The organism is Burkholderia sp. L27(2015), from assembly GCF_009765705.1.
Lineage (GTDB): Bacteria > Pseudomonadota > Gammaproteobacteria > Burkholderiales > Burkholderiaceae > LMUX01.
In genome coordinates this window covers 412324-437061 of record NZ_LMUX01000009.1, presented here as the reverse complement: position 1 = coordinate 437061, position 24738 = coordinate 412324, and the positions used below count along the sequence as shown (strand labels likewise).

20 protein-coding genes are annotated in these 24738 nt (G+C 60.7%); 8 read left to right on the top strand and 12 right to left on the bottom strand.

The window, feature by feature from the left end; all coding sequences use genetic code 11:
* Positions 1-85: 85 nt before the first annotated feature.
* From GSQ77_RS06710 to GSQ77_RS06675, 8 genes are all read right to left on the bottom strand, one after another.
* Positions 86-2059, bottom strand: coding sequence for an ABC transporter ATP-binding protein (locus GSQ77_RS06710; RefSeq protein ID WP_254067481.1), 1974 nt, complete (start codon positions 2057-2059; stop codon positions 86-88).
* On the bottom strand, positions 2059-3000 hold the full coding sequence (locus GSQ77_RS06705; protein ID WP_158900296.1) for an ABC transporter permease: 942 nt from the start codon (positions 2998-3000) through the stop codon (positions 2059-2061). The genes GSQ77_RS06710 and GSQ77_RS06705 overlap by 1 nt, the downstream gene beginning before the upstream one ends.
* A gap of 20 nt (positions 3001-3020) precedes the next feature.
* Positions 3021-4040 carry an ABC transporter permease gene (locus GSQ77_RS06700; protein ID WP_158900294.1) on the bottom strand — a complete coding sequence of 340 codons (1020 nt, stop codon included), beginning with the start codon at positions 4038-4040 and terminating at the stop codon, positions 3021-3023.
* Positions 4041-4154: 114 nt separating this feature from the next.
* Positions 4155-5561 (bottom strand): FAD-binding oxidoreductase, encoded by a 1407-nt coding sequence (locus GSQ77_RS06695; RefSeq protein ID WP_254067479.1) that lies wholly within the window; start codon positions 5559-5561, stop codon positions 4155-4157.
* A gap of 16 nt (positions 5562-5577) precedes the next feature.
* Entirely contained in the window at positions 5578-6366 is a 789-nt protein-coding gene (locus tag GSQ77_RS06690) for an HpcH/HpaI aldolase/citrate lyase family protein (protein ID WP_158900290.1), read from the bottom strand.
* Between the two features lie 301 nt (positions 6367-6667).
* Positions 6668-8155: a DHA2 family efflux MFS transporter permease subunit gene (locus tag GSQ77_RS06685; RefSeq protein WP_174246395.1), complete on the bottom strand. Its 1488-nt coding sequence runs from the start codon at positions 8153-8155 to the stop codon at positions 6668-6670.
* A gap of 278 nt (positions 8156-8433) precedes the next feature.
* Positions 8434-10224, bottom strand: coding sequence for a methyl-accepting chemotaxis protein (locus tag GSQ77_RS06680; protein WP_158900286.1), 1791 nt, complete (start codon positions 10222-10224; stop codon positions 8434-8436).
* A gap of 370 nt (positions 10225-10594) precedes the next feature.
* Positions 10595-11170 (bottom strand): TetR/AcrR family transcriptional regulator, encoded by a 576-nt coding sequence (locus tag GSQ77_RS06675; RefSeq protein WP_158900284.1) that lies wholly within the window; start codon positions 11168-11170, stop codon positions 10595-10597.
* Between the two features lie 226 nt (positions 11171-11396).
* Between GSQ77_RS06675 and GSQ77_RS06670 the strand changes: the two genes are divergently transcribed.
* Positions 11397-12836: an MATE family efflux transporter gene (locus GSQ77_RS06670; RefSeq protein WP_158900282.1), complete on the top strand. Its 1440-nt coding sequence runs from the start codon at positions 11397-11399 to the stop codon at positions 12834-12836.
* Between the two features lie 90 nt (positions 12837-12926).
* On the opposite strand, the gene GSQ77_RS06665 is transcribed toward GSQ77_RS06670, so the two are convergent.
* Positions 12927-14162 carry a GAF domain-containing sensor histidine kinase gene (locus GSQ77_RS06665; protein WP_254067478.1) on the bottom strand — a complete coding sequence of 412 codons (1236 nt, stop codon included), beginning with the start codon at positions 14160-14162 and terminating at the stop codon, positions 12927-12929.
* Positions 14163-14403: 241 nt separating this feature from the next.
* Positions 14404-14931 (bottom strand): hypothetical protein, encoded by a 528-nt coding sequence (locus GSQ77_RS06660; RefSeq protein WP_254067476.1) that lies wholly within the window; start codon positions 14929-14931, stop codon positions 14404-14406.
* 325 nt (positions 14932-15256) lie between these two features.
* Here GSQ77_RS06660 and GSQ77_RS06655 point away from each other — a divergent pair, with 325 nt between their 5' ends.
* From GSQ77_RS06655 to GSQ77_RS06635, 5 genes are all read left to right on the top strand, one after another.
* On the top strand, positions 15257-16237 hold the full coding sequence (locus tag GSQ77_RS06655) for an SGNH/GDSL hydrolase family protein (RefSeq protein WP_254067501.1): 981 nt from the start codon (positions 15257-15259) through the stop codon (positions 16235-16237).
* A gap of 105 nt (positions 16238-16342) precedes the next feature.
* A complete protein-coding gene (locus GSQ77_RS06650; RefSeq protein ID WP_158900276.1) occupies positions 16343-17503 on the top strand; it encodes a hypothetical protein in 1161 nt (386 codons plus the stop codon).
* A 306-nt stretch (positions 17504-17809) separates the two neighbouring features.
* A complete protein-coding gene (locus tag GSQ77_RS06645) occupies positions 17810-18775 on the top strand; it encodes an SGNH/GDSL hydrolase family protein (RefSeq protein WP_158900274.1) in 966 nt (321 codons plus the stop codon).
* A complete protein-coding gene (locus GSQ77_RS06640; RefSeq protein WP_158900272.1) occupies positions 18775-20601 on the top strand; it encodes a carbamoyltransferase in 1827 nt (608 codons plus the stop codon). The genes GSQ77_RS06645 and GSQ77_RS06640 overlap by 1 nt, the downstream gene beginning before the upstream one ends.
* Positions 20594-20896: a hypothetical protein gene (locus GSQ77_RS06635; RefSeq protein ID WP_158900270.1), complete on the top strand. Its 303-nt coding sequence runs from the start codon at positions 20594-20596 to the stop codon at positions 20894-20896. Before GSQ77_RS06640 ends, GSQ77_RS06635 begins: the two co-directional genes overlap by 8 nt.
* A 111-nt stretch (positions 20897-21007) precedes the next feature.
* On the opposite strand, the gene GSQ77_RS06630 is transcribed toward GSQ77_RS06635, so the two are convergent.
* The gene (locus GSQ77_RS06630; RefSeq protein ID WP_254067475.1) at positions 21008-21481 is read right to left on the bottom strand and encodes a class I SAM-dependent methyltransferase; all 474 of its coding nucleotides are present in this window, start codon (positions 21479-21481) and stop codon (positions 21008-21010) included.
* Between the two features lie 597 nt (positions 21482-22078).
* On the bottom strand, positions 22079-22306 hold the full coding sequence (locus tag GSQ77_RS06625) for a DUF4148 domain-containing protein (protein WP_158900266.1): 228 nt from the start codon (positions 22304-22306) through the stop codon (positions 22079-22081).
* A gap of 293 nt (positions 22307-22599) precedes the next feature.
* Between GSQ77_RS06625 and GSQ77_RS06620 the strand changes: the two genes are divergently transcribed.
* The gene (locus GSQ77_RS06620; protein ID WP_158900264.1) at positions 22600-23814 is read left to right on the top strand and encodes an AGE family epimerase/isomerase; all 1215 of its coding nucleotides are present in this window, start codon (positions 22600-22602) and stop codon (positions 23812-23814) included.
* Between the two features lie 44 nt (positions 23815-23858).
* Complete coding sequence (locus GSQ77_RS06615; protein ID WP_254067500.1) at positions 23859-24734, top strand: carbohydrate kinase; 876 nt, start codon at positions 23859-23861, stop codon at positions 24732-24734.
* The last annotated feature ends 4 nt before the right edge of the window (positions 24735-24738 follow it).

Below are 24738 nucleotides of genomic sequence, written 5' to 3'. Positions count from 1 at the left end.
CCATTCGCGCGCAAGCGCCACCGCTGGACTTCGAGGCTACGTTCAAGGATGCCAAGGCTACAGGCGCACCTGCGAGCATAGCGCATTATGCCGCTCGTGCTTCCCCGGCAGCCACCGGCGGCCACGGTACGCGCGCATCGTCGCTGGGCACGGCCTCGATCAAGGTGCGTGTGTAGGGATGCTTCGGATTGGAAAAAACCTCTTCGGTCGGCCCCTGCTCCACCACTTCGCCGCGGCGCATGACCAATACGCGGCTGCACAGGTAACGCACCACCGAAAGATCGTGCGAAATCAGCAGCAGTGCGATCTGGTGTTCCCGGCCCAGTTCGAGCAGCAGGTTCAAGATCTGCGCTTGCACCGATACGTCCAGGCCCGACACGATCTCGTCGGCGACAATCAACGCGGGCGCCGCGCACAGCGCTCGGCCGATGTTGACGCGCTGCTTCTGGCCGCCCGAGAGTTGGGTCGGAAAACGCGTGAGGCAGTCGGCCGGCAAACCGACGTCGCTTTGCAAGGCCAGCGCACGCTTGCGCCGCTCGGCGGCATCGACCGCGGGCAATCCCGCGGCTTCCAGCGCCTGCGTGAGCAGCCGCTCGACCGAACGACGCGGATTGAGCGCCGATTGCGGATCCTGGAAAATGATCTGCACCTGTTCGCGCGCGCGCCGCACCTGCTTCGCAGTACCGTGCGTCACATCGGCGCCGGCGATCAACACACGACCTTCGGTGGGCTGCTCGATGCCCATCAGCAGGCGAGCCACGGAGGTCTTGCCGCTGCCGCTTTCGCCGACGATGCCGACAAATTCGCCAGGGTAGACTTTCAACGAAAAGGGCTTGACCGCGTCGAAGCCGGTTTTGTGTTGGCCGAAAAGACCGGTACGCGTGTAGTAGGTCAGCGACGCCTCGCGCAGCTCGGCCACCGGGTCGGCATCGACGACCGGCGTTGGCGGCGGTAACGCAATCTGCAGTTCGGCGGTATCGGCGCCGTGCTCGCATGCAGCACTACACGACACGCGATGCCCGTTCGGCGCGACACGGTGCTGCAACGCGTGGCTGCAGGCCGCGTCGGCGCTGGGGCAACGCGGCGCAAAGCGGCATCCAGGCAGGTCCGCGAGCGCCGAGAGCCCCGGCATTTGCTGCTTGAGCACCGGCAGACGCCTGCGTGGACCGGTCAAATCGGGCGTGGCGTATTTCAGTGCACGCGTGTACGGATGCCGTGGCCTGTCGAGCACATCGCGCGCCGGTCCGTATTCGACCAGATCGCCGGCATACATGACGGCGACGTCATCACACACGTGCGCGGCGAGCCGCAAATCGTGCGTAATCAGCACCACGGCCGTGGCGTGCTGGCGTTGTTGCTCGGCAAGCATGCTCATCACGCGCGTCTGGGTGACGACATCGAGCGCGGTGGTCGGCTCGTCGGCGATCAGCAGCGCAGGCTCGCTCGCGAACGCCATGGCGATCAACACGCGCTGGCACTGCCCGCCCGAAAGCTGATGCGGGTAGCGCCGCAGCATCTGGGCTGGGGTCGCCAGTTGCACCGATTCGAGAAAGCGCAGTGCGGTGTCGAAGCGCTGCGATGCCGGCACGCCCAGACGCGTGAGGTGCTCGTTGAACGTATCGGCGATGGTCCACAGCGGGTTCAGCGCCGTCAGTGGCTCTTGTGGGATGAACGCGATCTGTCGGCCCAGCAGCTCACGGCGCTGACGCGTCGACATCGCCAAGAGATCGCGGCCGACAAAACGCATCGCGCCGCTGCTCACGTCGAAACCGGGCGGCAGCAGCCCGGAGATCAAGCGCGCCAGCATGCTTTTGCCCGCGCCCGACTCGCCAACCACGCCCAGTACACGTCCCCGGGCCAGGCTGAAATTGAGGTCGCGCAGCGCGCTGACCGGCTGGGCACCCAGATGGGCCGTCAATGTAACGCCTTGGAGCGAGAGGACGGATTCGCTATCAGGCGTCGACTGCAACCCGACCGGCTGTGCCCCGATCGACGCCAACCCGACTGGCTGCAACTCATTGGGCTGCACCGTATTTGACGCAAACTCAGTCAGCATCATCAGTTCCCCTTGGTCCGCATGCGTGGATCCAACGCGACGCGCAAGCCATCGCCGAGCAGGTTACAACCGAGCACGGTGATGACAATCGCCAGCACCGGAAACAACAGTCCGGTCATCGATTCGTGCATGGAGATGCGCGCGTCGGCGATCATCACGCCCCATGCCGTGACATTGGCGGGCACGCTCAGGCCGATAAAGCTCAAGAGCGCCTCGACCGTGATTGCGACGCCCATTTCCAGCGAAAACAGCGTAATCATGAGCGGCAGCGCAGCGGGCAGAATCTCGCGCAACATGATGCGCAGATGACTGAAATTCATCAGTTGCGCGGCCAGTACATAATCGCGCTGGCGCACCACCATCACTTCGGCGCGCACCACGCGGCAAAAGCGAGTCCAGTCCACCAGCACAATCGAAAGGATCACGTTTTCGATGCCCACGCCCAAGCTGACCATCAGCACGAGCGAGAGCACCACGGGCGGAAACGACATCCACAGATCGACCAGATAGCTGATCGCGCGATCCACCCAGCCACCGAAATACCCGGCAATGATCGCAAGCAGGCTGCCGAACACGCCGGCGCCGAAGGCCGCAATCACCGCAACGGTCAGTGCGATCCGGCTGCCGTATAAAAGCCGCGACAGCACGTCGCGCCCCAAGCTGTCGGTGCCCAGCGGAAACGCGAGGTCGCCGCCGGCCATCCACGCGGGCGGCGAAAGCATGTGCAACAGATCCTGATCAAGCGGGTCGTGAGGCGCAAGCCACGGCGCAAAGATCGCACATAGCGCCACGCCCAGCACGATTGCAGCACCGAGCCATAGGTTCACCGAACGCAAACGCCGGCCGCGCTTGGGTGCCGGCCGCACGAGAGCGCCGGCTGGCGCGTTTGCCGCACTCGCCAACGTAGGTAAAGAAGCCGGTAAAGAACTGGATTTATCGACCATATCGGGTTCCGGGGGGTGCTTCACGATGGTTTGCGTAAGCGCGGATTCAGGATGACATACAAGGTATCGACGATTGCGTTGATCAGCAGCATCAGCACGCAAAACACGATCGCAATCCCCTGGATCAAGACCAGGTCGTTATTGCGCACCGCCTGGATCATCAGGTTGCCGACACCCGGGAACGAAAAGATCATCTCGACCAACAGTGCGCCGCCCAGCAGAAAACCGAACTGCACGCCTATCATCGTCAGCGCGGGCAGTGCCGCGTTCTTCAACATATGACGCCACAGGATGCGCGACTCCGACACCCCACGCAACCGCGCCACCGCGACATAAGCCTCGCCTCGCTGGTCGAGCAGGCTGGAGCGCAGCACGCGTATCACCAATGGCGCGAAACCGAAGGCCAGCGCAAGCGAGGGCAATACCAAGTGGCGCACGGCGCCGAGCCAGTTGCCCCACTCGCCCTTTAGAAGAAAATCGATCAGCAGGAAGCCGGTCAGATGCGGCATCGGTACCCCGTCGCCAACCCGTCCCGCAAACGGCAGAATCGGCAGATACACACCGAGCACGGCAATCAGCAACAAGGCCCACAGAAACGACGGCACCGACTGCATCAGCACGACGGTCAGTCCGACCGGGAACTCGCCGCGGCGATCGGTCACGGCGTAAGCGAGCACGCCGCCCGGCACGCTGATCAGCAGCGAGACGACCAACGCGGTCAGGCACAGTTCGAGCGTGGCTGGCAAGGTCGAGGCAATGAGGGCGGTCACCGGTTGCTGGAAACCGATCGACATACCGAGGTCGCCATGCAACGCGTTAAGCAGCCAGATGCCGAATTGGGTAAGGATCGGACGGTCGAAGCCAAGCTGATGGCGCAGCACGGCGGCATCGGCCGGGGTGGCGTTCGGCGGCAACATCATCGCGAGCGGATCGGCGGGGATCAGCCGCAACACGACGAATACCACCAGCGACAACATCAGCAAAGTCGGGATCGCGGACACCAGGCGCCGCGACAGGACGGTAACGATCAGCCGCAACATCACTCACTCCTACGCGGGTTCATTGATTCGGGCTCGTTGATTCCCGCTCATTGTCCGGCTCATTGTCCGGATGCGCGGCGGCTTGAACCTTGGATTGAACGGTAGATGGCTCATTCATGCAGCACCTCTGTCCTCAAAAATCTTGCCCGGATTCAAAAGATTGTTCGGATCGAGCGCGTGCTTGATCGCGCGCATCGCACCGAGCGCACCGGCGTCGCGCGTGTGGCCAAGATAGGCGCGCTTTTTCGCGCCGATCCCGTGCTCGGCCGACACCGCGCCGTGCCACTGACGCGTGAGTTCGTAGACGGCGTCGTCGACCGCCTCGACGGTGCCCGGCGGTGCATCTTCCACATGTACGATCACGTGCAGGTTGCCATCACCCAAATGTCCGTAGACCAGCGCCACGCAAGTCGGCCAACGTTCGCGCAACATCGTTTCGCACTGGTGTGCCACCAGGCCGATGTCGGCAATCGGAAAGCTGATGTCAAAGCCGATCAGCTCGGGCATCAGCAGCGGAAACTCGGACGGCGCATCGCGCACCGCCCAGAACGCCCGCGCATCGGACTCGGAACTCGCCAGCGCCGCATTTTCGACGACACCGGCTTCCAGCATTTCGCCCAGCATCGTCTCGAACTCTTCGGCCTGCCGTTGCGCGTTCGAGCCGACGCTTTCGAGCAGCACATAGTAGCCATGCTGCGATTCGAGCGGCGCGCGCAGGCCGCCGCAATTTTGGAGCACGTAGTCGTAGTAGCTGGGCCACATCACTTCGAACGCCGACACGCCGCCGCTTAACTGCGCCTGCGCCGTATTGAGCAGCCGCGTGACCGCCGCGAAATCGGGCAGGCCGCACCACGCCGTGGAGACGGCGGCCGGCCTCGGCGCCAGGCGCAACACGGCGCGCGTGATCACGGCCAACGTGCCTTCGCTGCCGATCAGCAAGTCCTTCAAGTCGTAGCCGCTGTTGTTCTTGATCATCTTGTGCAGATCGCCGATGACCGTGCCGTTGGCCAGCACCGCTTCGATGCCCAGCACCTGTTCGCGCGCCATGCCGTACTTGATCACGCGGTTGCCGCCCGCGTTAGTCGCGAGGTTTCCGCCTATGGTGCAACTGCCGCGTGCGCCGAGATCGAGCGGGAACATCAGCCCGGCCGCATCGGCCGCTTCCTGTATCACTTGCAGCAAGGCGCCCGCCTGCACTGTGAGCGTGCCGGACACGGCGTCGATTTCCTCGATCGCGGTCATGCGCTCCAGGCTCAACGCCACTTCGCCGCCGCGCAGGTTTGCGCCGCCGGCCAGGCCAGTCAGGCCGCCCTGCGTGACGACCGGCTGGCCGTGCGCGTGGCAGAACGCCAATGCACGCGAGACTTCTTCGGTGTTGCGCGGGCGCAGTATCGCGATGGGCTGCGCGCCCGGCGTACCGCTCCAGTCACACACGCGCCGCGTGCCGATATCTTTGCCGGCAATGACGCTATCGGCGCCCAGCGCCTCGATCAACTCATCTACAAAAGTGGCAGAACTCACGTCGCGCCCCGCCGTGTCAGAGGGATTTAGGAGCCGTACGCACGCGCTCGCGCAATGCGGTGTTGGCCGCTTCGAAACCCGATCGGGCGGTCTCGATGTCGTTGGCGCAGACCACCATGTCGAACCCATTGGCCAGTTGCTGCACGGCGTCGGCTGCGCTGACAGTGAAGATACCGCACGGCAAACCCTGTGCGTGCGCGGCGGCAAGCACGCGTGCGCAGTCGAGCCCGAGTTGCTGGGCCGCAGCGTCGCCGCGAGACAAGGCCAGGTCGCCAGTGCCGATGAATAGGTAATCGAGGCCCGGGGTGGCCGCGATCGATTCGACGTGTTCCACGCCGGCCACCGTTTCGATCATGACGCCGACCGCGATGCGCTCGGCGTCGTTTTTCATCGACTCGAAACCGCCGAGCAAGGGCCGCACGCCCCCGCCCGAACGTGTACCCACCGGCGGATAGCGGCCAGACGACACCGCGTTCGACGCCTGCTCCGCGCTTTCGACCAGCGGAATCAGCACCGATGCGGCGCCCGCGTCGAGCGCCTCCGAGATCGATTGCGCGGAATTGTCCACGCAACGTACGATGACCGGCACCTGATGGCGGGCTACCCCAATCACCGATTCGAGCGTCGAGCGCTCCCACAGGCCGTGCTGACGATCGATGACGACGACGTCCGGGTGGCTATGCAACGCTATTTCAACCAGTGCAGGGCTGCCGAGCGAAAACCAGATGCAGGAAAGTTGGCCTCGCGACGCCAGCGCGTCTTTCAGGGAAGCTGACGCGTTACGGATATCCGATTTTGAGTGCATCGTATTACCTTGATCGCGCCCCTGCGGGACGCTGGTGGAAAATCTCTTGGTGCATAATAACATTCTGAATTCAGAATATTTGGCTCAAAATTACCCGTCAAGTCATTTGTTTAGCATGTGGGGAAATCAGACGCGTCGAGCACGTTAGCGGTGCTCGATCGCGCCAGGTATGCAATGTCGCCGACGATCTCGTGCACTCGCGCGTCATCTCTCGCGTTTTCCCCGCGTTTTCTTTTTTATCACGTAACGAACACTTACGGAGTCCCCGACGCGTGCGCGGCTTGAGCGTAATCAGCTCGGCTCAATCCATTGCCGCATGGGCCACCGTGTCGGTCGGCACATGCTTGGGCGGCCGGATCAGCAACACGAGCGGAATGACCAGCAGCGTCCCGACGAACATCAGTTTGAAGTCGTTCAGATAGGAGATCATCGAAGCCTGCTGCGTAATCGACTGATCCAGTACGGCGAGGGCATAGTTGGAACCATTGTCCAACAGCGGCTGCACCACCGGATTGAACACGTTCACGTTGGCCGCGAGATCGGCGTGCGCCACCTGCGTGCCGCGCGTGAAATACGTCTGCACGATCGAAATTCCCATGCTGCTGCCCAGATTGCGCAGCAGGCTATAGATAGCAGTGCCGTCTGCACGCAACGTGGGCTTGAGCGTTGAAAATGACAAGGCGCTCAGCGGCACGAACACGAGCCCTAGCCCAAAGCCCTGGATCACGCCGGGCCATACGATGTCGGCCGGCGACAGTACGATCGTGTACTGCATCATCTGCCACAGCGAGAATGCGGAAATGAGGAAGCCGGACACCAGCATCAGCCGAGCGTCGGTGTACTTGAGCATGCGCCCGGCAAACAGCATCGCGACCATGGTTCCCACCCCGCTGGGCGCGGTGACCAGGCCGGTCGTGGCGACCGGATAGCCCATCAGGTTCTGCAGCATCGGTGGCAACAGCGCGCGGGTGGCGTACATCACCGCGCCGATCACGAAAATAAAACACACGCCGGTGGCGAAATTCGGATCCTTGAGCAACTCGTATTTGAAGAACGAGCGGGCGCCCGCCGTGGCCGTATGCACCAGGAAGAAGGCAAAGCTGATGGCGGCCAGCAAGGCTTCGATGCGAATTTCGATCGAGCCGAACCAATCCAATTGCTCGCCGCGATCGAGCAGGGCCTGGAACGCCCCGATCGCCAGACCCAGCGTGACAAACCCGAACAGGTCGAACTTCGCGCCGAGTTTGGCGGCCTTCGCGGGTAGAAATGTGAACACGCCAAACAGTGCGATGGCACCGATCGGCACGTTGATGAAAAATACCCACCGCCAGTTATAGCTATCTGTCAGCCAGCCGCCCAGCGTGGGCCCGAGTATGGGACCGACCATCACGCCCATGCCCCACACGGCCATGGCTTGCCCCTGCTTCTCGCGCGGATTGATGTCGAGCAGGATCGATTGGGACAAGGGCACGAGCGACGCGCCGAAAATGCCTTGCAGCAGCCGGGAGCCCACGATCTGCGCCAATGTCTCGGAGAGTCCGCAGAACGCCGATGCCACTGTGAATCCGGCAATCGAGATCACCAGCAAGCGTTTGACGCTGAGCCGCTCGGAGAGCCATCCGGTCAGCGGCGTCGCGATGGCTGCGGCGATGATGTACGACGTCAATACCCACGTGATCTCGTCCTGCGACGCCGACAAGCTGCCTTGCATGTGCGGCAGTGCGACGTTGGCGATGGTGCTGTCGAGCGTCTGGATGACCGTCGCCAGCATGATCGCGATCGTGAGCATGGGCCGATTGATTGGAGCGGCGGCGCTTGTTGAGCTGACCTTTGAGCTAGGTTCGGAGTTAACTTCGGCAGACATGAATCGGGGGGGCTCGGAATATAATAAGCATGTTTATTATACATAGTAGACATGCTTTTTCCGCTGCAGGCGCCTCAATATATTGCTTTGAGGCTGCATCCGCTCAACGAGATCGGTTCACGCTGGATCGGTTCATGCCAGGCCACGCGATCGTCTCGTCGACATCGCGTCGCGCAGCCTCAGGCTCCGATTTGGACTCCGATTTAGAACTGCTCCCAGTCGTCGTCCCCTGCTGCGACGGCGACGGGTCGCGGCGCTACTCGTGGGGCCGACTTGGGCGGCGTCGCTACGCTGCGGGTGATGCGCTTAGCCGGGGCTGTGGCTTTGCTCCGGCTGGCGCTCGGGCTTACCGTCCGGCCAGTGTCCGAGCTTGCCCGTATTGCGGGCGCCTTTACAAGCGACGGCTCCCTGGCAACCAAGGAAGTCCTCGCCATCGAAGACGCCTGGGTTTGCCTGTCCATCTTGAACACGCTGATCGCCTGACTCAGATGGGACGTCTGATCGCGCATACTCTCCGCTGCCGCGGCCGCCTGCTCGACCAGCGCCGCATTTTGCTGCGTGATCCCGTCCATCTGCATGACGGCGCGGTTGACCTCTTCGATCCCGACACTTTGTTCGTCGCTAGCGGACACGATTTCGCTCATGATGCCGGTTACGCGCTGCACCGAGTCGACCATCTGCGTCATCGCCGCACCCGCTTGATCCACGAGCTTGCCGCCCGCTTCGACTTTTTCCACCGAATCGCCAATCAGCGTCTTGATTTCCTTGGCCGCACTGGCCGAGCGTTGCGCCAAGCTGCGGACCTCGGCCGCGACGACCGCAAAGCCACGCCCCTGTTCGCCGGCGCGAGCTGCCTCCACCGCCGCATTCAGCGCCAGGATATTGGTCTGTAACGCAATGCCGTCGATGACACCGATGATATCGACGATCTTGCTCGAGCTTGCGTTGATCGAGCCCATCATCTCCATCACCTGATTCACCACCTGCCCGCCTTGCGCCGCGCGCTGCGAGGCCGTGATCACCAGTTCGTTGGCCTGGCGTGCGTTTTCCGCATTCTGTTTGACGGTTTGGGTCAGTTCTTCCATCGAGCTCGCCGTTTCCTCCAGCGAGCCCGCCTGCGCCTCGGTGCGCGACGACAAATCGGCATTGCCGTCGGCGATTTCGCCCGACGCCGTGGTGATCGCGCCTATCCCGACGCGCACCTGCTCCAAGGTCGTCGTCAAGCTCATACGCATCTCGTCGAGCGCGCGCGACAGGTCGCCGATTTCATCCTTGGCCCGTGACGCGGCGCTGACGGTCAAATCGCCTTGGGCGATGCTGTGTGCCAGATCAACCGCTTTATGTAGAGGCCGGGTAATGCTGTTCGAGAGCAGTGCCGCGCACGCGACGCCGCACACCAATGCCGCGCCCGCCAAGGCGAGCAGCAGCATGCGGCTCGTCTCGTAAATGTCGTCTATGCCTTTTGCGGTGTCGTCGATCTGCTTTTCCTGGAAATCGAGCAGTTGCTGCACGCTATCCTGCATAGCCTTCGTGGAAGGCACGAAGCGCTGGTCGAACTGTTGGTTCGCCTCCGCCGATAGGCCGTTTTTCTTGGCGTTCAACACCGCCGTACGTGCCGCGATGAATTCCACGCGGTTGCCGTTGACCTTTTCCAGCAGCGCTTTTTCATCCGGCGACTGCAAGGTCGCGTTCAATCGATCCAGGATCTCGTTAGTACGCTTGCTGGAGAGCTTTTGTTCGTCGCCGAAATACGCTTCGACGGCCGGATCGCTGCTTTTGATGATCGCCGCGGTACGCCGCACGCCGACCGCAGTGTTGCTCGCAAACTCGGCGATCAAGCGCTCCTTGTTCAACGGCTCATGCATCATAGTGTCGGTAGCGGTCGCGACCGAATGCAGGCGCCAGAGCGCCAGGCCCGTGGTCAGCAGCGACAAGACGATCACCAGCCCGAAGCACGCTTGCAATCGCGTCCTGATTCTCAAGTTACCCAGCATTGTGAAGCCCTTTTTTCTTGATCAGTCGTGTGGCACCGTCCGCGAAACGCAAACGGCGCTTTTATGCCTATCCATCCGGCATGCGGACAGCGGCTATGAGTGGGTGCACTTCGAATGAGCCGCGTAACGAGACCCCAATCTTGTTTACGGCAAAGCGCGAACAATATTTAACGCCCGGGACGCTTTTATGATGGTTCTGAGTGAGCGTTGACTGGCGTGTACGTTATTTTTCGGGCTTTGCTAAGCCGGCCGACCCGGATGGCGGGTCGCTTTTGTTGGCGTTGGGCACGTCCTTGGGAAACAGATGTTCCGCCAAAAAATCGACGAAGACGCGCGCCTTGGGAGATAAATAGCGGCGGGCCCCGTCTTGCTAAGCATCGCGCGCGATCAAAGCAAGAGCGGCCTGGATACCACTTTCGAGAATCTCGTCGGAAAATTGCCGGTCGCTCACGGCGCGCGCGAGCTGTAGCGTTCCGATCATCATTCCATATAACGCGATCGCGTCGCTGCGCTGCGATCGCGTCGAGTTGGGCGGTAATTGCGCCGCCATCAAGTCGATAATCGCGACTATTCTGGCGGTGAAAATCTCGCGCGTAGGCTTCGGGTGGCGCGCAACCTCAGCCGCGAGTGCCGCGGTCGCACAGCCCTTGCCCGGCGTATCTCGATGACGCGCACTCAGGTAAATTCCAACGGCCCCTTCCAATCCGCCCTTATCGATCGATGCCTGCAGCAATTCGACGCGCCTTTCCAGCAAGGTCTGCAAGACGTTGCAGAACAAATCTTCCTTGGATTCGAAGTGCGTGTAGAAGGCGCCATTGGTCAGACCCGCATCGGACATGACCGCTGCCACCCCCGCAGCCGCGACACCTTGCTCGCGAAAACGCCGCGCAGCTCCCTCGATGATGCGTTGACGCGTGGTGTCGTTATGGCCCTTTTCGTAACGCATGCTCTAGTCCCTTACTTCGAAAATATTGGTCGCGCCAAACACCCTCTGGCTGTACACGATTCCAGCACGGCGCCAGCCCGGCAGCCCGCCGCTCGCCCCCCGTTAAACAGCCCACCGCAGAGGTGAATTTCATTCTACAGAACAAAATATGGCGACCGGCCGGCACGAATTAGATTATGATCATACTGCAATATAGAATTACGATCATACTTTAATGGAATCACGCATGACCGAATTGGCGACTGCCGCCCAACCTACCGCGATCGAGGAGACGCCCAGCCTCGCGACGCCCTCTTCCATCGACAAGCCATCCAGCGTCGAGCGTAAATCGGCGATGCGCCAGGCGATGCTCGAAGGCCCGATCGTGCCGACGCTGCTCAAGTTGGCCTTGCCAACGTTGACCGTATTGCTGGCGCAAACCGCGGTCAACATAGTCGAAGCGTTCTATGTCGGCTTCCTCGGTACGCAAGCGCTCGCCGGCATCGCACTGGTCTTTCCCGTGTTCATGTTGATGATGACCATGTCCGGAGGCGGCCTGGGCAGCGGGGTGGCCTCGGCCGTCGCGCGGGCTGTGGGGCGTGGTCAGAAGGACGACGCCGATGCGCTGGTCTTGCACGCTATCGTGCTCGCGGTCGTCGTCGGGGCGGTGTTCACGGTAGGCGTGATCTGGGCTGGTCCCGCGATGTATCACCTGCTCGGCGGCAGGAGCGGCGCACTTGCCGCGGCGCTCACGTATTCGGACAACCTGTTCGCGGCCTCGATTGCGGTGTGGGTGGTCAACCTGCTCGCGGCGGCAATGCGCGGATCGGGCAATGTGAAGGTGCCCGCCACGGTAACGCTGATCGGCGCGCTCGTGATGATCCCCGCATCGCCGGCGCTGATTTTCGGTTTCGGCCCGATCCCGCGTATGGGAATAGCCGGAGCCGGGTTCGCATTCGCGATCTATTACGGTTTCGCGATGCTGGCGCTACTGGCCTACATGGCTACGGGCCGCTCTGGGCTGAAGTTGAAGTGGGCCCCGCTGGAGCGCAGGCTTTTCGCGGATATTTTGAAAGTCGGCTTGCCCACCGCGCTCAATACCATCCAGACCAATCTGACCGTGATCCTGCTGACCGGTGCGGCCGGACTTTTCGGCACCAGCGCACTTGCGGCTTACGGCATCGCATCGCGCTTCGACTATGTCATGACCCCGATCCTGTTCGGCTTGTCGTCCGCGGTCCTCACCATGGTCGGCGTCAACATCGGCGCGGGACACGTGGCACGCGCCAGGCAAATCACGTGGGTGTCCACCTTGGTCGGCGTTGGCATTACGGAAACCATAGGCTTGATCGTTGCGATTTTCCCCTCGTTGTGGCTGCACCTCTTCAGCCACGATCCCTCGGTGGTGGGGCCCGCGGCCACTTACCTGCATGTGGTAGCCCCGGCCTATGGGTTCCTGGCGGTTGGCTTTGTCATCTCCTTTGCGGCGCAAGGGGCTAGCCATGTGCTGTGGCCATTCCTCGGCGTAACGGCTCGCATGGTGGTGGCGGCCGGATTGGGTTGGATCGCAGTCAAGTTTTTCGGCGTCGGTATGTTCGGCTTGGCCGCGATCGTGGCCGGCTCGCTAGCGATATACGCATTGATTTGTTCGGTCGTGATGACGTCGCGCACGGTATGGCGACGATAGTGCAGGAAGACACCACTGTCGCACCGACATTCGCGCATGCGCTGAAGATGCGCGCGTTGGTCGATCAGATCGTCGTTTCGAATCGAACGCTCAGCCCAACGGCATGCGGAACGTGAAGCGCGTAAGTTCTGCAGTAGACGTTACGTCGAGCGCGCCGCCATGCGCGCGCGCGATTTCCGCAGCGATGTAGAGTCCCAACCCAAGGCCTTGCTGGCTGCTGCGCACACCCGAGCGGAAGAACGGCTGAAACAGGCTGGCCATCGCATCGCGTGGAATGGCGGGGCCGCTGTTTTCAACCGACAGCTCAAGGAAGCGCCGATCGTCGGACACCACGACGGCAACGGCAACAGGCTGATTCTGCGCACCGTGAGTCAAGGCGTTCGACACGAGATTCGACAAGAGTTGCGCGATACGAGCGCGATCGCAGCAAACCGGCTCGGTCACCTCTATTTTCGCGTCGATCACGCGTGCCGGCCAAGCCGCGCGAAGTTCGTCGACCACATGCTCGAGCTCGGGCCCGATCGGCTGGTCTGCATTGCGTTCCAGCACTATCCCATCGCCCAGCCGCCCCCGTGCCAGATCCAGCAGATACGCTATCAAATCTGACATGCGGGCGACGCTCTTTTCCATGATCGCCAGCATTGCCGGTACTTTTGGATGCCCCGGCGCCTTGCTGATGAACGAAACGCCTGCCGCGATCGACGACAGGGGGTTGCGCAGGTCATGCCCCAGAACGGCAATGAATTGTTCGCGTAGCTCCGAACTTTGACGTTCATCGAGCAGCGCGGCTTCGCTGCTCGCCAGTTGCGCCCGCTCCCCCTTCTGGCGTTCGCGCGCGTCGTAAAGCTCGCGCCCGCTCGCCTCGACAGCTTGTGCGGCGTCGAGATGGAAAGCGATCAGGTCCGCGAAAAGCCGAAACGTTTCGATCGTTTCCGGCGTATCGACCCGATTGGGGCGAGGGTCGATCGCGCACAGGGTGCCGAAGAATGAGCCGTCGCGCCGAAAGATGGGCATCGATATATAGCTTTGAAAGCCATACATCATTGGGGTGTGATGGTTGCAGTAAACCGGATCCTCGGCGACGTTGTCGATGACCACGGGCTGGCCGAGGTCGCGGATCGCATCGCAAATGGTCGTACTGACTTCGAGTTCGCCACCGGCTGCCAAGCCAAAATTGATTTTATCCAGGACACTGCAGGCGATCCACCGATCTTCGGTCACCCGTGCGACCGCGGCGAAGCCCATGCCGGTCGTGCGGCACACAACGTCCAAAATCCTGGGCACCGCGTCGATCCGAGCGATTGCCGCGATATCGTCTTGTAACACGGGCTCGGGCATCCTGTTGTGTGGTGCGACCCTTTCTTCTGGCCACCGGTCGTGGCCAACTCGCAGGGCATGCCAAGTTGGGCCGTGCGATTGCTTTTTGGCGGAGCTCAGTCTGCCCACGGCTTCAACGCGCACGTCGAGGTGACGATTATGCGCCCCGCACTTCGACCCCGCAAAGTGTCAAATCTCAAATCTATGTGACTCAGTATTTTTTCCCGCGAGCGCAATCGTTCTGGAACCACTACTGCGGCAGCCGGGCGCCGGGGGCAACGGGGTAAGGGTTTTTCGTATCGGTGACACCGACCATGGTCTGGTCGACAACCTGATCGACATCTGCAGTCTTGGCCAGCTCGAACAAGAACGTCTTCTTGTCGAAATCCGGCGACACGCAGCCTTGCAGGTAGATAAAGCGCCGCTGCAGCACCAGCCACAGGGAGGTCTGGTCTTTCCAATGAGTGGTCGCCGCGATGCTGGTCAGCCGACGTTGCACTGCCACGGCAATCTCCGCGTCGTAGTTGTAGGAGTTCGACAAGCGACAGCGCCCCTCGACCCAGCAACTGTTACCGCGTTCGACGCGGTAGTGCGACTCGCCCAACCATTGCTGCTCGGTAATTAGCGGTCCCAGCGGTACCGGGCATTCGGCCAGTGCATTCGATATTTGAAAGAACGGATCGTTACCTCGGTTCTTTAACGTGTCGTCGGCAAACACACTGTCGACACCGACGAGGAATAGCCCGCAATAAACGATCAACCTGATTGTCGACTTCATTGTCTATCCTCGCTTTAGTCGTACGGTGCTCGAGTCGTACCACAACTGATGCGTAGTTCCCACACTCGCCTCAACTGTGCGTCTCCGCACATCCCCCCCTGCCGCAGCTCTACAGAATTAATCCACAGATAAGCGTAGCGGCGCAATGCGTGTATGCGGGGGTAACGAGGCAACCCAGGCAACCCAGGCAACCCAGGCAACCCAGGCAACCCCGGGCAAGCCCAGGCGGTGGATGCCCGCGCGTTGAGCAATGCCACCCGCGCGAGAAAGAGGGAGCGAACCAATGAATGCGCGCACGGAGATCCGGCCGGTGTACTTGCCGCTGATGCAGCACGACGAGATCCTGGGCTACAGGTTTGTGCCCGGTTTGAACGTCAGAATCGCGCATGAAGGCGGTGGGTACCGGGTGAAGACCAACCGGGAAGGCTTTCGGTGCAATCGCGAAGTGATGTCCCCGAAGTCCAGGGCACACCGCGTTCTTGTCTTTGGCGATTCCTACACTGCAGGCGACGGCGTGAGCAACGGCCACCGCTATTCGGAAATCCTCGAACAGCAGCTCGAAGACACGGAAGTCCTGAACTTCGGGCTCAGCAATAGTGGCACCGATCAGCAATATCTGATTTTCCAGCAATACGCCCATAAGCTCGACTACGACGCGGTGGTCATCAGCGTGCTCGCCGAGAATATCAAGCGCAACGTCGCGAAATATAGGGAATCGGCCGACGAGGCCGGTGAGGCAATCTACATGCCCAAACCGTGGTTCGAGATATCGCCGGGCGGCGGGTTAAACCTGATGGGCGTGCCGGTTCCGCTTCAATATACCAATGAATCAGAGGAAGAAATCCCCGACAGCAAAGGCGAACTCCTTTCCAACGCACGGAAAATAATCAACAAGTTCGGCCCGGGTTTCAAGGACACCGTCCAGAAGCTGACGCGATATCAGCCGCTTCCCGAATACGATTCGGCCGATAGCCACGGCTGGCGCCTCATGCGGGCCATTCTTGCCCAATGGGTGTCCGAGTTGCACGTCCCCGTCGTGATTGCGGTGATACCCGTGTATCAGCATGTCGAACGCACCGCGAGCTACACGAATGTACGCAAACGTTTTGACGAACTGGCCACGGCCAGCGATGTCCCGGTTTATCACCTGGTCGACGATCTCTGGCCCCACGCCGCGAAGATCAGACGATCGTTCCGTTTTCGAAGCGACTGTCATTTGACGCCATTGGGACATAAAACGGTGGGCGAGTCGCTGGCCCGAGTCCTCGCCCCCTTACTGGAGCCACTGGAGCCACGACAGCGCTAAAGAGCACGATGGACTTCGCGTTGCCCTGCGACCTCAGACGCATCGGGCGCGCGACCAGACAAATTAGCTGAAAAATCGGCTAGACGAGCGGATACGGGTGGGTAAATGCGCATTTTCGATGAACTGTCTTCCAGAGCAACGCAATGGGTCATAACCGACACCCTGTACTTCAATTCGACGACGTATAGCTTTGTACGTGGCGACCTGGAAATCGACGGCTCCCGGATAAAACATATCCTGCCGCCAAAAACATCGCGGCGCACGAATATTCTCCCCGGCCACGAGATCGTGTGCGTACCGGGCTTGGTGAATCCCGATGTCGGCCTCGGCCCATGCGACTGGAATACGCATGCGCACGAACTGGCTCGCTGCGGAATCACGACAGCCGGGGCGTTTCATCAAGGTCTGCCCGATTTCGACACGTTCGCACACAGCGAAGGCGTAAGACGGCTGATTTACGTCGAATTGGGCGAAGCTGACGCGCAGCGCTCAGGCACCGGTGTCAACCGCCAGGCCGTGGAGGCATTCGAGCGCGCCGCCAATGCCAATGCGTACTACAACTACACAGTCTTTCCGGCGCTTGTTCCTGGAGAGATCTGGTCGGCGGCGTCTCTCTTGGCGGTCGACGCAATCGCGCAGCGTCTGGGCCGCAGGCTCTGCGTTCGCTTGTCGCGAACCAAAAGCGAAGCGGACAACTACAAGGAAACACGCTTTTTTACGGAAATTGGCTTGCTCTCGTACCTGGCGATCTTGCGCAGCGATACGACGGTTTTCGAGCTTTCCCAGCTTTCCCGGCGCGACGCCATCATGTTGCGCGACTCCGCCGCGAATCTCGTCTGCGCACCGGAAGCGATGAGCACGCCGTTGATCGAGCAGCACGGCACGATGCTCTGGTTGAAGGACCGCGCGGTGGGGCTCTCCATCAATAGGGATGCCATCGCCGATTTGAATCGGTATGCGTCGCTGCTCCTCTCATCGATGTCGCTCATGCATCGATCTGAAAACGTGACGCAGACATGCAACGCACTGGTCGATTCCCTGACCCATTCCGCGGCGCTGGCGTTGGGTATCGGCGACATCGGTGCAATCGCGCCGGAGATGCGAGCCGACCTGTGTTTATTCAGCCGGCCCGCCGATTTGCACGGCGGTCGTGACAGTCTGTATTTCATCAAACTGCTGGTCAGTGGGCGGCCGCGCCACGTATTGATCGATGGGCGGCCGGTCGTCGTGGATGGGGCTGTCGTGGGGGAGTTGGCTCAGGTGTGAGGGATTTTCCGACGCGAAAGAAGGATTTTCCGACGCGAAAAGACGTCGTTGCGGCGCAACACGCAAAGCGCCGGATTCCCCAAAGAATGGGCCTCGTAAATAGTGTGCTTCCGCACATTCTCTTGCCCCGATGCCCTACAGAATTCGTAGCAAAGCGCGTGCAGTAAGGGTGTTCAGTCATTCGGCAGTCGACGGCACGCGGTAACAGGACAAACGATGGCTTGTCGCGCAAGGCAAGCCCGTAAAAAAAAGGGGGGCCGAGCAATGGATGCGCAAGCAGGGATCCCGTCTTTGCACAGACAGCTCATGCAGCACGATGACGTCCTGGGCTACAAGTTTGTGCCGGACTTGAAGGTCAGGATCCCGCACGAGGGCGGTGGATATCTCGTGAAAACCAACGCGGCAGGATTTCGTTGCAATCACGAAGCGACGCCCAAAAAATCCAAGGCGCTCCGCGTGCTCGTTTTTGGCGACTCCTACACAGCCGGCGATGGCGTCAGCAACGGCAAGCGCTATTCGGAAATCCTCGAACAACAGCTTGAAGATACCGAAGTGCTGAACTTCGGCCTAAGCGGCAGCGGTACCGATCAGCAATATCTGATTTTCCAGCAATACGCGCCCAAGCTCGAATACGACGCGGTGGTGATCAGCGTGCTCGTCGAAAACATCAAGCGCAATGTCGCCAAATATCGCGAGTGGTCCGACCGCACGGGCGAATCGATCCATGTGCCCAAACCGTGGTTCGAAATTGCACCGGGTGGTCGATTGAACCTGATGGGCGTACCGGTTCCCCTTCCGTACAAAACCGAGGTCGCGAAAGAAACGCACGATGCCATGGGGGAGCTGGTTTCCACCGCACGCAGGATGGTCAACCTGCTCGGCCCCAGTTTCACGGATAAGGTACAGAAACTCACACGTTTCCAGCCGCTACCCGAATACGACTCCCCCGACAGCCCCGGCTGGCAACTCATGCGGGCCATTCTTGCGCAATGGGTTTCCGAGTTGCAGGTGCCGGTCGTGATCGCGGTCATCCCCGTGCATCAGCACGTCGAGCAAACGGCGAGCTACACGAATGTGCGCAAACGTTTCGACGAGCTGGCTGCCGCGAGCAACGTTCCGGTCTATCACGTGGTCGATGACCTCTGGACTCACGCGGCCGAGGTTCGGCGCTCGTTCCGTTTTCAAAACGATCGTCACATGACCCCGTTGGGACATAAGACGGTTGGCGAGTCGATGGCTCGATTTCTTGCACCCTTGCTAGGACAACGATAATGACACGTTACGTACTCGGCATCTCGGCCTACTATCACGACTCTGCCGCTGCAATCCTGAAGGATGGAGCGATCGTCGCGGCCGCCCAGGAAGAACGATTCAGCCGGCGCAAGCACGACCCGAGCTTTCCGCGCGGGGCGATCAATTATTGTCTCGAGGAGGCGGAGATCGACGCGAGCGATCTGGCCGCGATCGCCTTTTATGACGACCCGGCGTTGACCGCCGACCGGATCATCCGGTCTTCGATCGCCTTCGCGCCCGAATCCGAAAAGTTCTTTACCAAGGCCGTCAAATCGTTCTTCGGCGTAAAGCCGTACTTCAAGGAACAGATCGAGGAGATGCTCAATTGCGAGGTGCCGATCTATTTCGCGCGCCATCATTATTCGCATGCGGCATCGGCGTTTTTCCCCTCGCCGTTCGATAAAGCTGCCGTACTCTGCGTCGACGGCGTCGGCGAATGGGCTACCACGAGCCTGGGTTTGGGTGACGGCCGCGAGCTGAATATTCTCAAGGAAATTCGTTATCCGCATTCCCTGGGCCTGCTTTATAGCGCCTTTACTTACTACTGCGGGTTCAAGGTCAACAGCGGCGAATACAAGTTGATGGGGCTGGCGCCGTACGGCCAACCTATCTATGCCGACAAGATCAAGGATCATTTAATCGACATCAAACCCGATGGCTCATTCAGGCTGAACCTCGATTTCTTTGCGTTCCATAACGGCTTGACGCTGACAAACGAGCGCTTCCATGCGCTGTTCTCCGGTGCTCCGCGCCAGCCGGAGTCAAGAATCACCCGACGTGAAATGGATCTTGCGGCATCCATACAAAGCGTGACGGAAGAAATCATGCTCAAGATCTCGCGGTCCTTGCGCGATATGACCGGCGCCTCGAAGTTATGCCTGGCCGGTGGTGTGGCATTGAACTGCGTGGCAAACGGCAAGATACTGCGCGCCGGGATTTTCGACGAAATCTGGATACAACCGGCCGCCGGCGATGCGGGCGGTGCGCTCGGTGCCGCGTATCTTGCGGACTTCAATATGCTGGGTGGCAAACGGCCTGCCACGCAAGAGTCGGACTCGCAAAGCGGCAGCTTCATAGGCCCCGAATACAAGGACCGCGAAATCCTCTCTTTCTTGCAGCGTGCGCAGGCGGTGTATCACCCGCTCGATGACGGCGGCGCGGGATCGGCGGCCGTGGCCGCCCTGCTCGCCGAGGAGAAGATCATCGGGATGTTTTCAGGGCGCATGGAGTTCGGCCCCAGAGCGCTGGGTGGCCGCTCCATCCTGGGCGACCCGCGCTCGGCATCGACGCAGTCGCGCATGAATCTGAAAATCAAATTCCGCGAGTCGTTCCGGCCGTTTGCACCTATCGTCCTGAAGAGCCGCGCGGCCGAGTATTTCGAACTCGATTCGCACAGTCCGTATATGTTGCTGGTCGCGCCCGTGAAAGAGGAACGGCGCGTGGTACCCGATGCCGCGGCGGACCCCGATGACATGCTTGAAATCGTGAACGCGATACGCAGCGATGTGCCCGCCATCACGCATGTGGACTACAGCGCGCGGATTCAAACCGTAACCGAGGACGTGAACCCGCGGATCTTCGCTATCCTGACGGCGTTCGAATCGTTGACCGGTTGCCCGCTGCTGGTGAACACCTCGTTCAACGTCCGTGGCGAACCCATCGTTTGCACGCCCGAAGATGCGTACCGATGCTTCATGCGAACGGAGATCGATGCGCTCGTCATGGGCAACTATATTCTGTACCGGTCCGAGCAGAAGGCGGTTGAAATGGACGAATCCTGGAAGAAGGAGTACGAACTTGACTGACGCCGACCTGAACCAATTCTTTCTCGCGAAACTTGCGCCACTGCAGGCGACGGTTTATCCCTCGATCTCCGCGAAAACAGACGCAGACCGTGCGTCGTATTTCGATGACGTGTTCGAGCCCGAGCCCATCGTCAAGCAGGACGATATGATCACGTCTCTCATTGAAATATGGGATGGACTGGGACAGGACGCACTGGTCGCCCTGGAACCGCAACTTCGCAAAATGGCAAAAGAACTGCGCGCGCCCGAAGTCGAAAACAAGACCGTTTCGGATTTTGTTTACGCAATGTATTAAGGGTGAGCACTTGAGCACCGGGTCGGTCCGTGGCGCACGCGCCGTGGACTGACTTGGCCGCCCTCGACGTTGCGAGCTTGTGCCTTTCGGTCGCTATTTCAGCTAGCTATTTTAGGATGCTGCGTCGACTCGACGCGTGAATACGTCAATGCGAGCAGGCGGGAAATTTCGCCACACGACGCGGCTGGAAATTTTCTCGCAATCGGGCGCGGCCAGCGGCGACGAACCCCAAAGCGCATAGGTAAATTGCACGACGACGCCTCCGGGCGACAGCACCGTGCGACAGTGATCGACGATGGTGCGCACCGCGTCGGCTTTCAGCGAGCGCAGCGGCAAACTCGATACGACCGAGCTGACCGGGCCATGGTTACCGAGCAGCCCCGGCAGCATTTCGGCGTTGCCACATACCACCCTGACGGCCGGAAAGCGCCGCTGCAGATGTCGGCTCAACTTCGGCGATTGCTCGATGACGATAAGCCGTTCCGGAGCGATGCCGCGGGTCAAGAGCGCGGCGGTGACGGGCCCAGTGCCCCCACCGAGTTCGACCACGTAACCCTTGCTTTCCGGGTCGACGCACTGAGCCATGCAGTGCGCCAAAATGGCCGAGCTTCGGCACGCTGCGCCGATGGTCCCAGGGCTACGGAGATTTTCGATAATGGAAAGAAGCAGGGATGAGTGCCGCGAACCCAAAGCGGCGTGCAAGCCGCTGTCGGTCTCAGTGCGTCTGCGCAGAAAAGTCTTGCGCAGGCCTCTGGACAATAAGGTGAGTTGAGAATGGATGAATTCGTGCATAGGCATCTCCAGGCACTGGGGACCCGCGTGGCATCGCGTGCACGCTGCGCCGCGTCGCTAGAGCGCGGCCGATTTCCGGCTAGTGCTCATGAAGGGACGTTAGGACGTTGAGACGTCAGCCACTACGGGAATCAAATATCTCGGTGTTCGATGTAGAGTCGATCGAGTCGAACCACATCATTCTACGCGGGTCCCGATCTTCCGTTGTCGGGGCCGCGCATGGCGATAGTCGATTGGTATTGTATGACTATATCCCGGGTCCTGTGACGGGAATTTCTGGTCAAGCGGGTATCGAGAAGCCAGCGGGGATAGGGGGGTGGGCCGGCAGCCCTCCCTCTGCGTCGATCGGATAAGTCGCCGAAGTTATCGCTGCGCGTGTAGCCACGCAGATCAGCGCCCTTGTGCTGCACGCTCGGCGGCAACACGCCGCTCAGCTGCCTGAACATTGTCCGGATAATGAAACCAGTCGCGCGGGTTATAACCTGCTTGTACGAGCTCCGCGAGTTCGGCACGCACCTCGGCACGCGTTTTAGGGGCATCGGTTTGTTGAGCAAACGCAGCGGCCGGGACCGCCAATACCAACGCCGCGATGGCGGTATAAAAAATAAACGATTTCATGATGACTCCCCATCCAGTTCTGCTTGATCAATTTGCAACCGCGCTCGTCCAACGCGTGCTTTAAATATAGGTCAGCAGAAGCTTGGGGAGAAGCCGCATATTGCAAAACGATCATCTTGAAAACGGCAGCGCTCGACCGTGCCTCTTGCGGCGCTGCGTTCCCGCGGCGCCGTGATTTTCCAAACGCCGATAGGGATTCTGGCGGACCGCGCCATCACACATCCACGCGCGGTCGATATAGTCATACAATAAACGCCTCACTATCGACCACACGCCTGGGCAAAAACACTTTGATGACTTCTCAATTTCGTTCGCGTGACATGTTGCTGGCCCACATCGACCACACCATGCATTTCTATCACCCTCGCTGCATCGATCCCAGCGGCGGCTTTTACCACTTCTTCATGGATGACGGCACCGTCTACGATCACTCGACCCGTCATCTGGTGAGTAGCACCCGCTTCGTATTCAACTATGCGATGGCCTACCGCCGCTTTGGCGAGGCCGAATATCTCGAGGCCGTGCATCACGGCGTGAGATTTCTACGTGAAGTCCATCGCGACAGCCGCACTGGCGGTTACTGCTGGGAACTGTCCTGGCAGGAGGGGCGCAAGAGCGTACTCGACGGTACCAACCACTGTTATGGCCTGGCCTTCGTGCTGCTCGCCTACGCGCATGCGTTCATGGCCGGCGTGAGCGAGGCCCGCGAATACATGGAAGAGACGTTCGCCTTGCTGGAGCGGCGCTTCTGGCAGGCCGATCACGGACTGTACGCAGATGAGGCCAGCGCCGACTGGGCTACCCTCGATCGCTACCGCGGGCAGAACGCGAACATGCATGCCTGTGAAGCCTTGTTGGCAGCGTTCGAGGCCAGCGGCGAGATCCGTTATCTGCATCGGGCGGAAGCGGTGGCGCACAACATTACGGTGCGTCAGGCGGCGCTCGCTGGCGGCATGATCTGGGAACACTACAAACCCGATTGGTCTATCGACTGGGAGTACAACCTCAGCGACAAGACGAATATCTTTCGCCCCTGGGGTTATCAGCCCGGTCACTTTACCGAATGGGCCAAGTTGCTGCTCATCATGGAGCGACACGCAGCTGCCCTGGCCGGTCCAGCCGACTGGCTTGCACCGCGGGCAGTGCAGTTGTTCGACACCGCTCTGGCGAAAACCTGGGACAGCCAGCACGGCGGCATTTTTTATGGCTTCGGTCCGCACGGCGAAATCTGTGACGACGACAAATACTTCTGGGTGCAAGCGGAAAGTCTGGCCGCCGCCGCCCTGCTTGCCGTGCGCGTCGACGAGTCGCGGTACTGGCGCTGGTACGACGTGATCTGGGACTACAGTTGGCGTCATTTCGTCGATCATCAGCATGGCGCATGGTATCGAATCCTGCGGGCCGACAATGCAAAAATCAGCGCTGAGAAAAGCCCGGCCGGCAAGGTCGACTATCACACCATGGGCGCTTGCTACGAAGTGCTGAATGTCATTGGGAGCGCGTCGTGAGCGCGCTGCCACGCTTCGTGTCGGCAGGCGAGGCGCTAACCGACATGCTAAGAACGAGCGCCGACAGTTGGACCAGCCAGGTTGGCGGCTCCACCTGGAACGTGGCGCGTGCGATGGCACGGCTAGGGGTTGCGAGCGCTTTTGCCGGCGCGGTTAGCCTTGACGTGTTCGGCGCAGCGCTGACGGCGGCTAGCGAGCAGGCCGGACTGGACCCGCGTTTCTTGCAGCAAGTGGATAAATCGCCGTTGCTGGCCATCGTGCACGAGCTGGATCCCCCTCAGTATTTTTTTGTCGGCGACGACAGCGCGGACCTCTATTTCGACGCATCTCTGCTGCCGCCACAGTGGCAAGCGCACGCGCAATGGGTCCACTTCGGCGGGATCAGCCTGGCGCGCCAGCCGCTGGCCGACAAGCTGGTTGCATTGGCAGTCGAACTGAAAACCGCGGGCGTGGCGATCAGCTACGATCCCAACTTCAGAGTCGTCATGGATCAGGCTTACAATCCGATTTTTCAACGTATGGCCCGGTTGGCCGATGTGATCAAGGTGTCGGACGAGGATTTGTGCGGCCTGTTTCGCACGGATGAAGTCGATGTCGCGTTCGCCACGTTGCGAAGCTGGAATCCGCAGGCGACGTATCTCCACACCAAAGGGGCACAGGGTGCGGCCTTGTATCGCGATGGCACAATCTGGCAGGCCTCACCGCCGCGAATCAAGGTCGTCGATTCGGTCGGCGCGGGCGATGCCAGCATCGCTGGTTTGCTATATAGCCTGATGTTCAGGCCCGCGGCGTACGGCGGCGACCACCTGCGATTCGCGGTGGCAGCGGGGGCAGGTGCTTGCCTTGCAGCGGGGGCGACCGCGCCCGACCTGGCGCTGGTTGAGCGTTTGTTTGACGACTGTGCCCTGTCTGCACTTTGAGTCG

What these genes read in the sequence shown, in the direction of transcription:
- GSQ77_RS06705 (WP_158900296.1), bottom strand. Translation starts at nt 3,000, where the DNA reads ATGGTCGATAAATCCAGTTCTTTACCGGCTTCTTTACCTACGTTGGCG.
- GSQ77_RS06680 (WP_158900286.1), bottom strand. Translation starts at nt 10,224, where the DNA reads ATGCTGGGTAACTTGAGAATCAGGACGCGATTGCAAGCGTGCTTCGGG.
- GSQ77_RS06700 (WP_158900294.1), bottom strand. Translation starts at nt 4,040, where the DNA reads ATGTTGCGGCTGATCGTTACCGTCCTGTCGCGGCGCCTGGTGTCCGCG.
- GSQ77_RS06630 (WP_254067475.1), bottom strand. Translation starts at nt 21,481, where the DNA reads ATGGCTCAGTGCGTCGACCCGGAAAGCAAGGGTTACGTGGTCGAACTC.
- GSQ77_RS06650 (WP_158900276.1), top strand. Translation starts at nt 16,343, where the DNA reads ATGCGCATTTTCGATGAACTGTCTTCCAGAGCAACGCAATGGGTCATA.
- GSQ77_RS06615 (WP_254067500.1), top strand. Translation starts at nt 23,859, where the DNA reads ATGCTAAGAACGAGCGCCGACAGTTGGACCAGCCAGGTTGGCGGCTCC.
- GSQ77_RS06710 (WP_254067481.1), bottom strand. Translation starts at nt 2,059, where the DNA reads ATGATGCTGACTGAGTTTGCGTCAAATACGGTGCAGCCCAATGAGTTG.
- GSQ77_RS06655 (WP_254067501.1), top strand. Translation starts at nt 15,257, where the DNA reads ATGCAGCACGACGAGATCCTGGGCTACAGGTTTGTGCCCGGTTTGAAC.
- GSQ77_RS06625 (WP_158900266.1), bottom strand. Translation starts at nt 22,306, where the DNA reads ATGAAATCGTTTATTTTTTATACCGCCATCGCGGCGTTGGTATTGGCG.
- GSQ77_RS06620 (WP_158900264.1), top strand. Translation starts at nt 22,600, where the DNA reads ATGACTTCTCAATTTCGTTCGCGTGACATGTTGCTGGCCCACATCGAC.
- GSQ77_RS06645 (WP_158900274.1), top strand. Translation starts at nt 17,810, where the DNA reads ATGCAGCACGATGACGTCCTGGGCTACAAGTTTGTGCCGGACTTGAAG.
- GSQ77_RS06660 (WP_254067476.1), bottom strand. Translation starts at nt 14,931, where the DNA reads ATGAAGTCGACAATCAGGTTGATCGTTTATTGCGGGCTATTCCTCGTC.
- GSQ77_RS06670 (WP_158900282.1), top strand. Translation starts at nt 11,397, where the DNA reads ATGACCGAATTGGCGACTGCCGCCCAACCTACCGCGATCGAGGAGACG.
- GSQ77_RS06675 (WP_158900284.1), bottom strand. Translation starts at nt 11,170, where the DNA reads ATGCGTTACGAAAAGGGCCATAACGACACCACGCGTCAACGCATCATC.
- GSQ77_RS06690 (WP_158900290.1), bottom strand. Translation starts at nt 6,366, where the DNA reads ATGCACTCAAAATCGGATATCCGTAACGCGTCAGCTTCCCTGAAAGAC.
- GSQ77_RS06685 (WP_174246395.1), bottom strand. Translation starts at nt 8,155, where the DNA reads ATGCTCACGATCGCGATCATGCTGGCGACGGTCATCCAGACGCTCGAC.
- GSQ77_RS06640 (WP_158900272.1), top strand. Translation starts at nt 18,775, where the DNA reads ATGACACGTTACGTACTCGGCATCTCGGCCTACTATCACGACTCTGCC.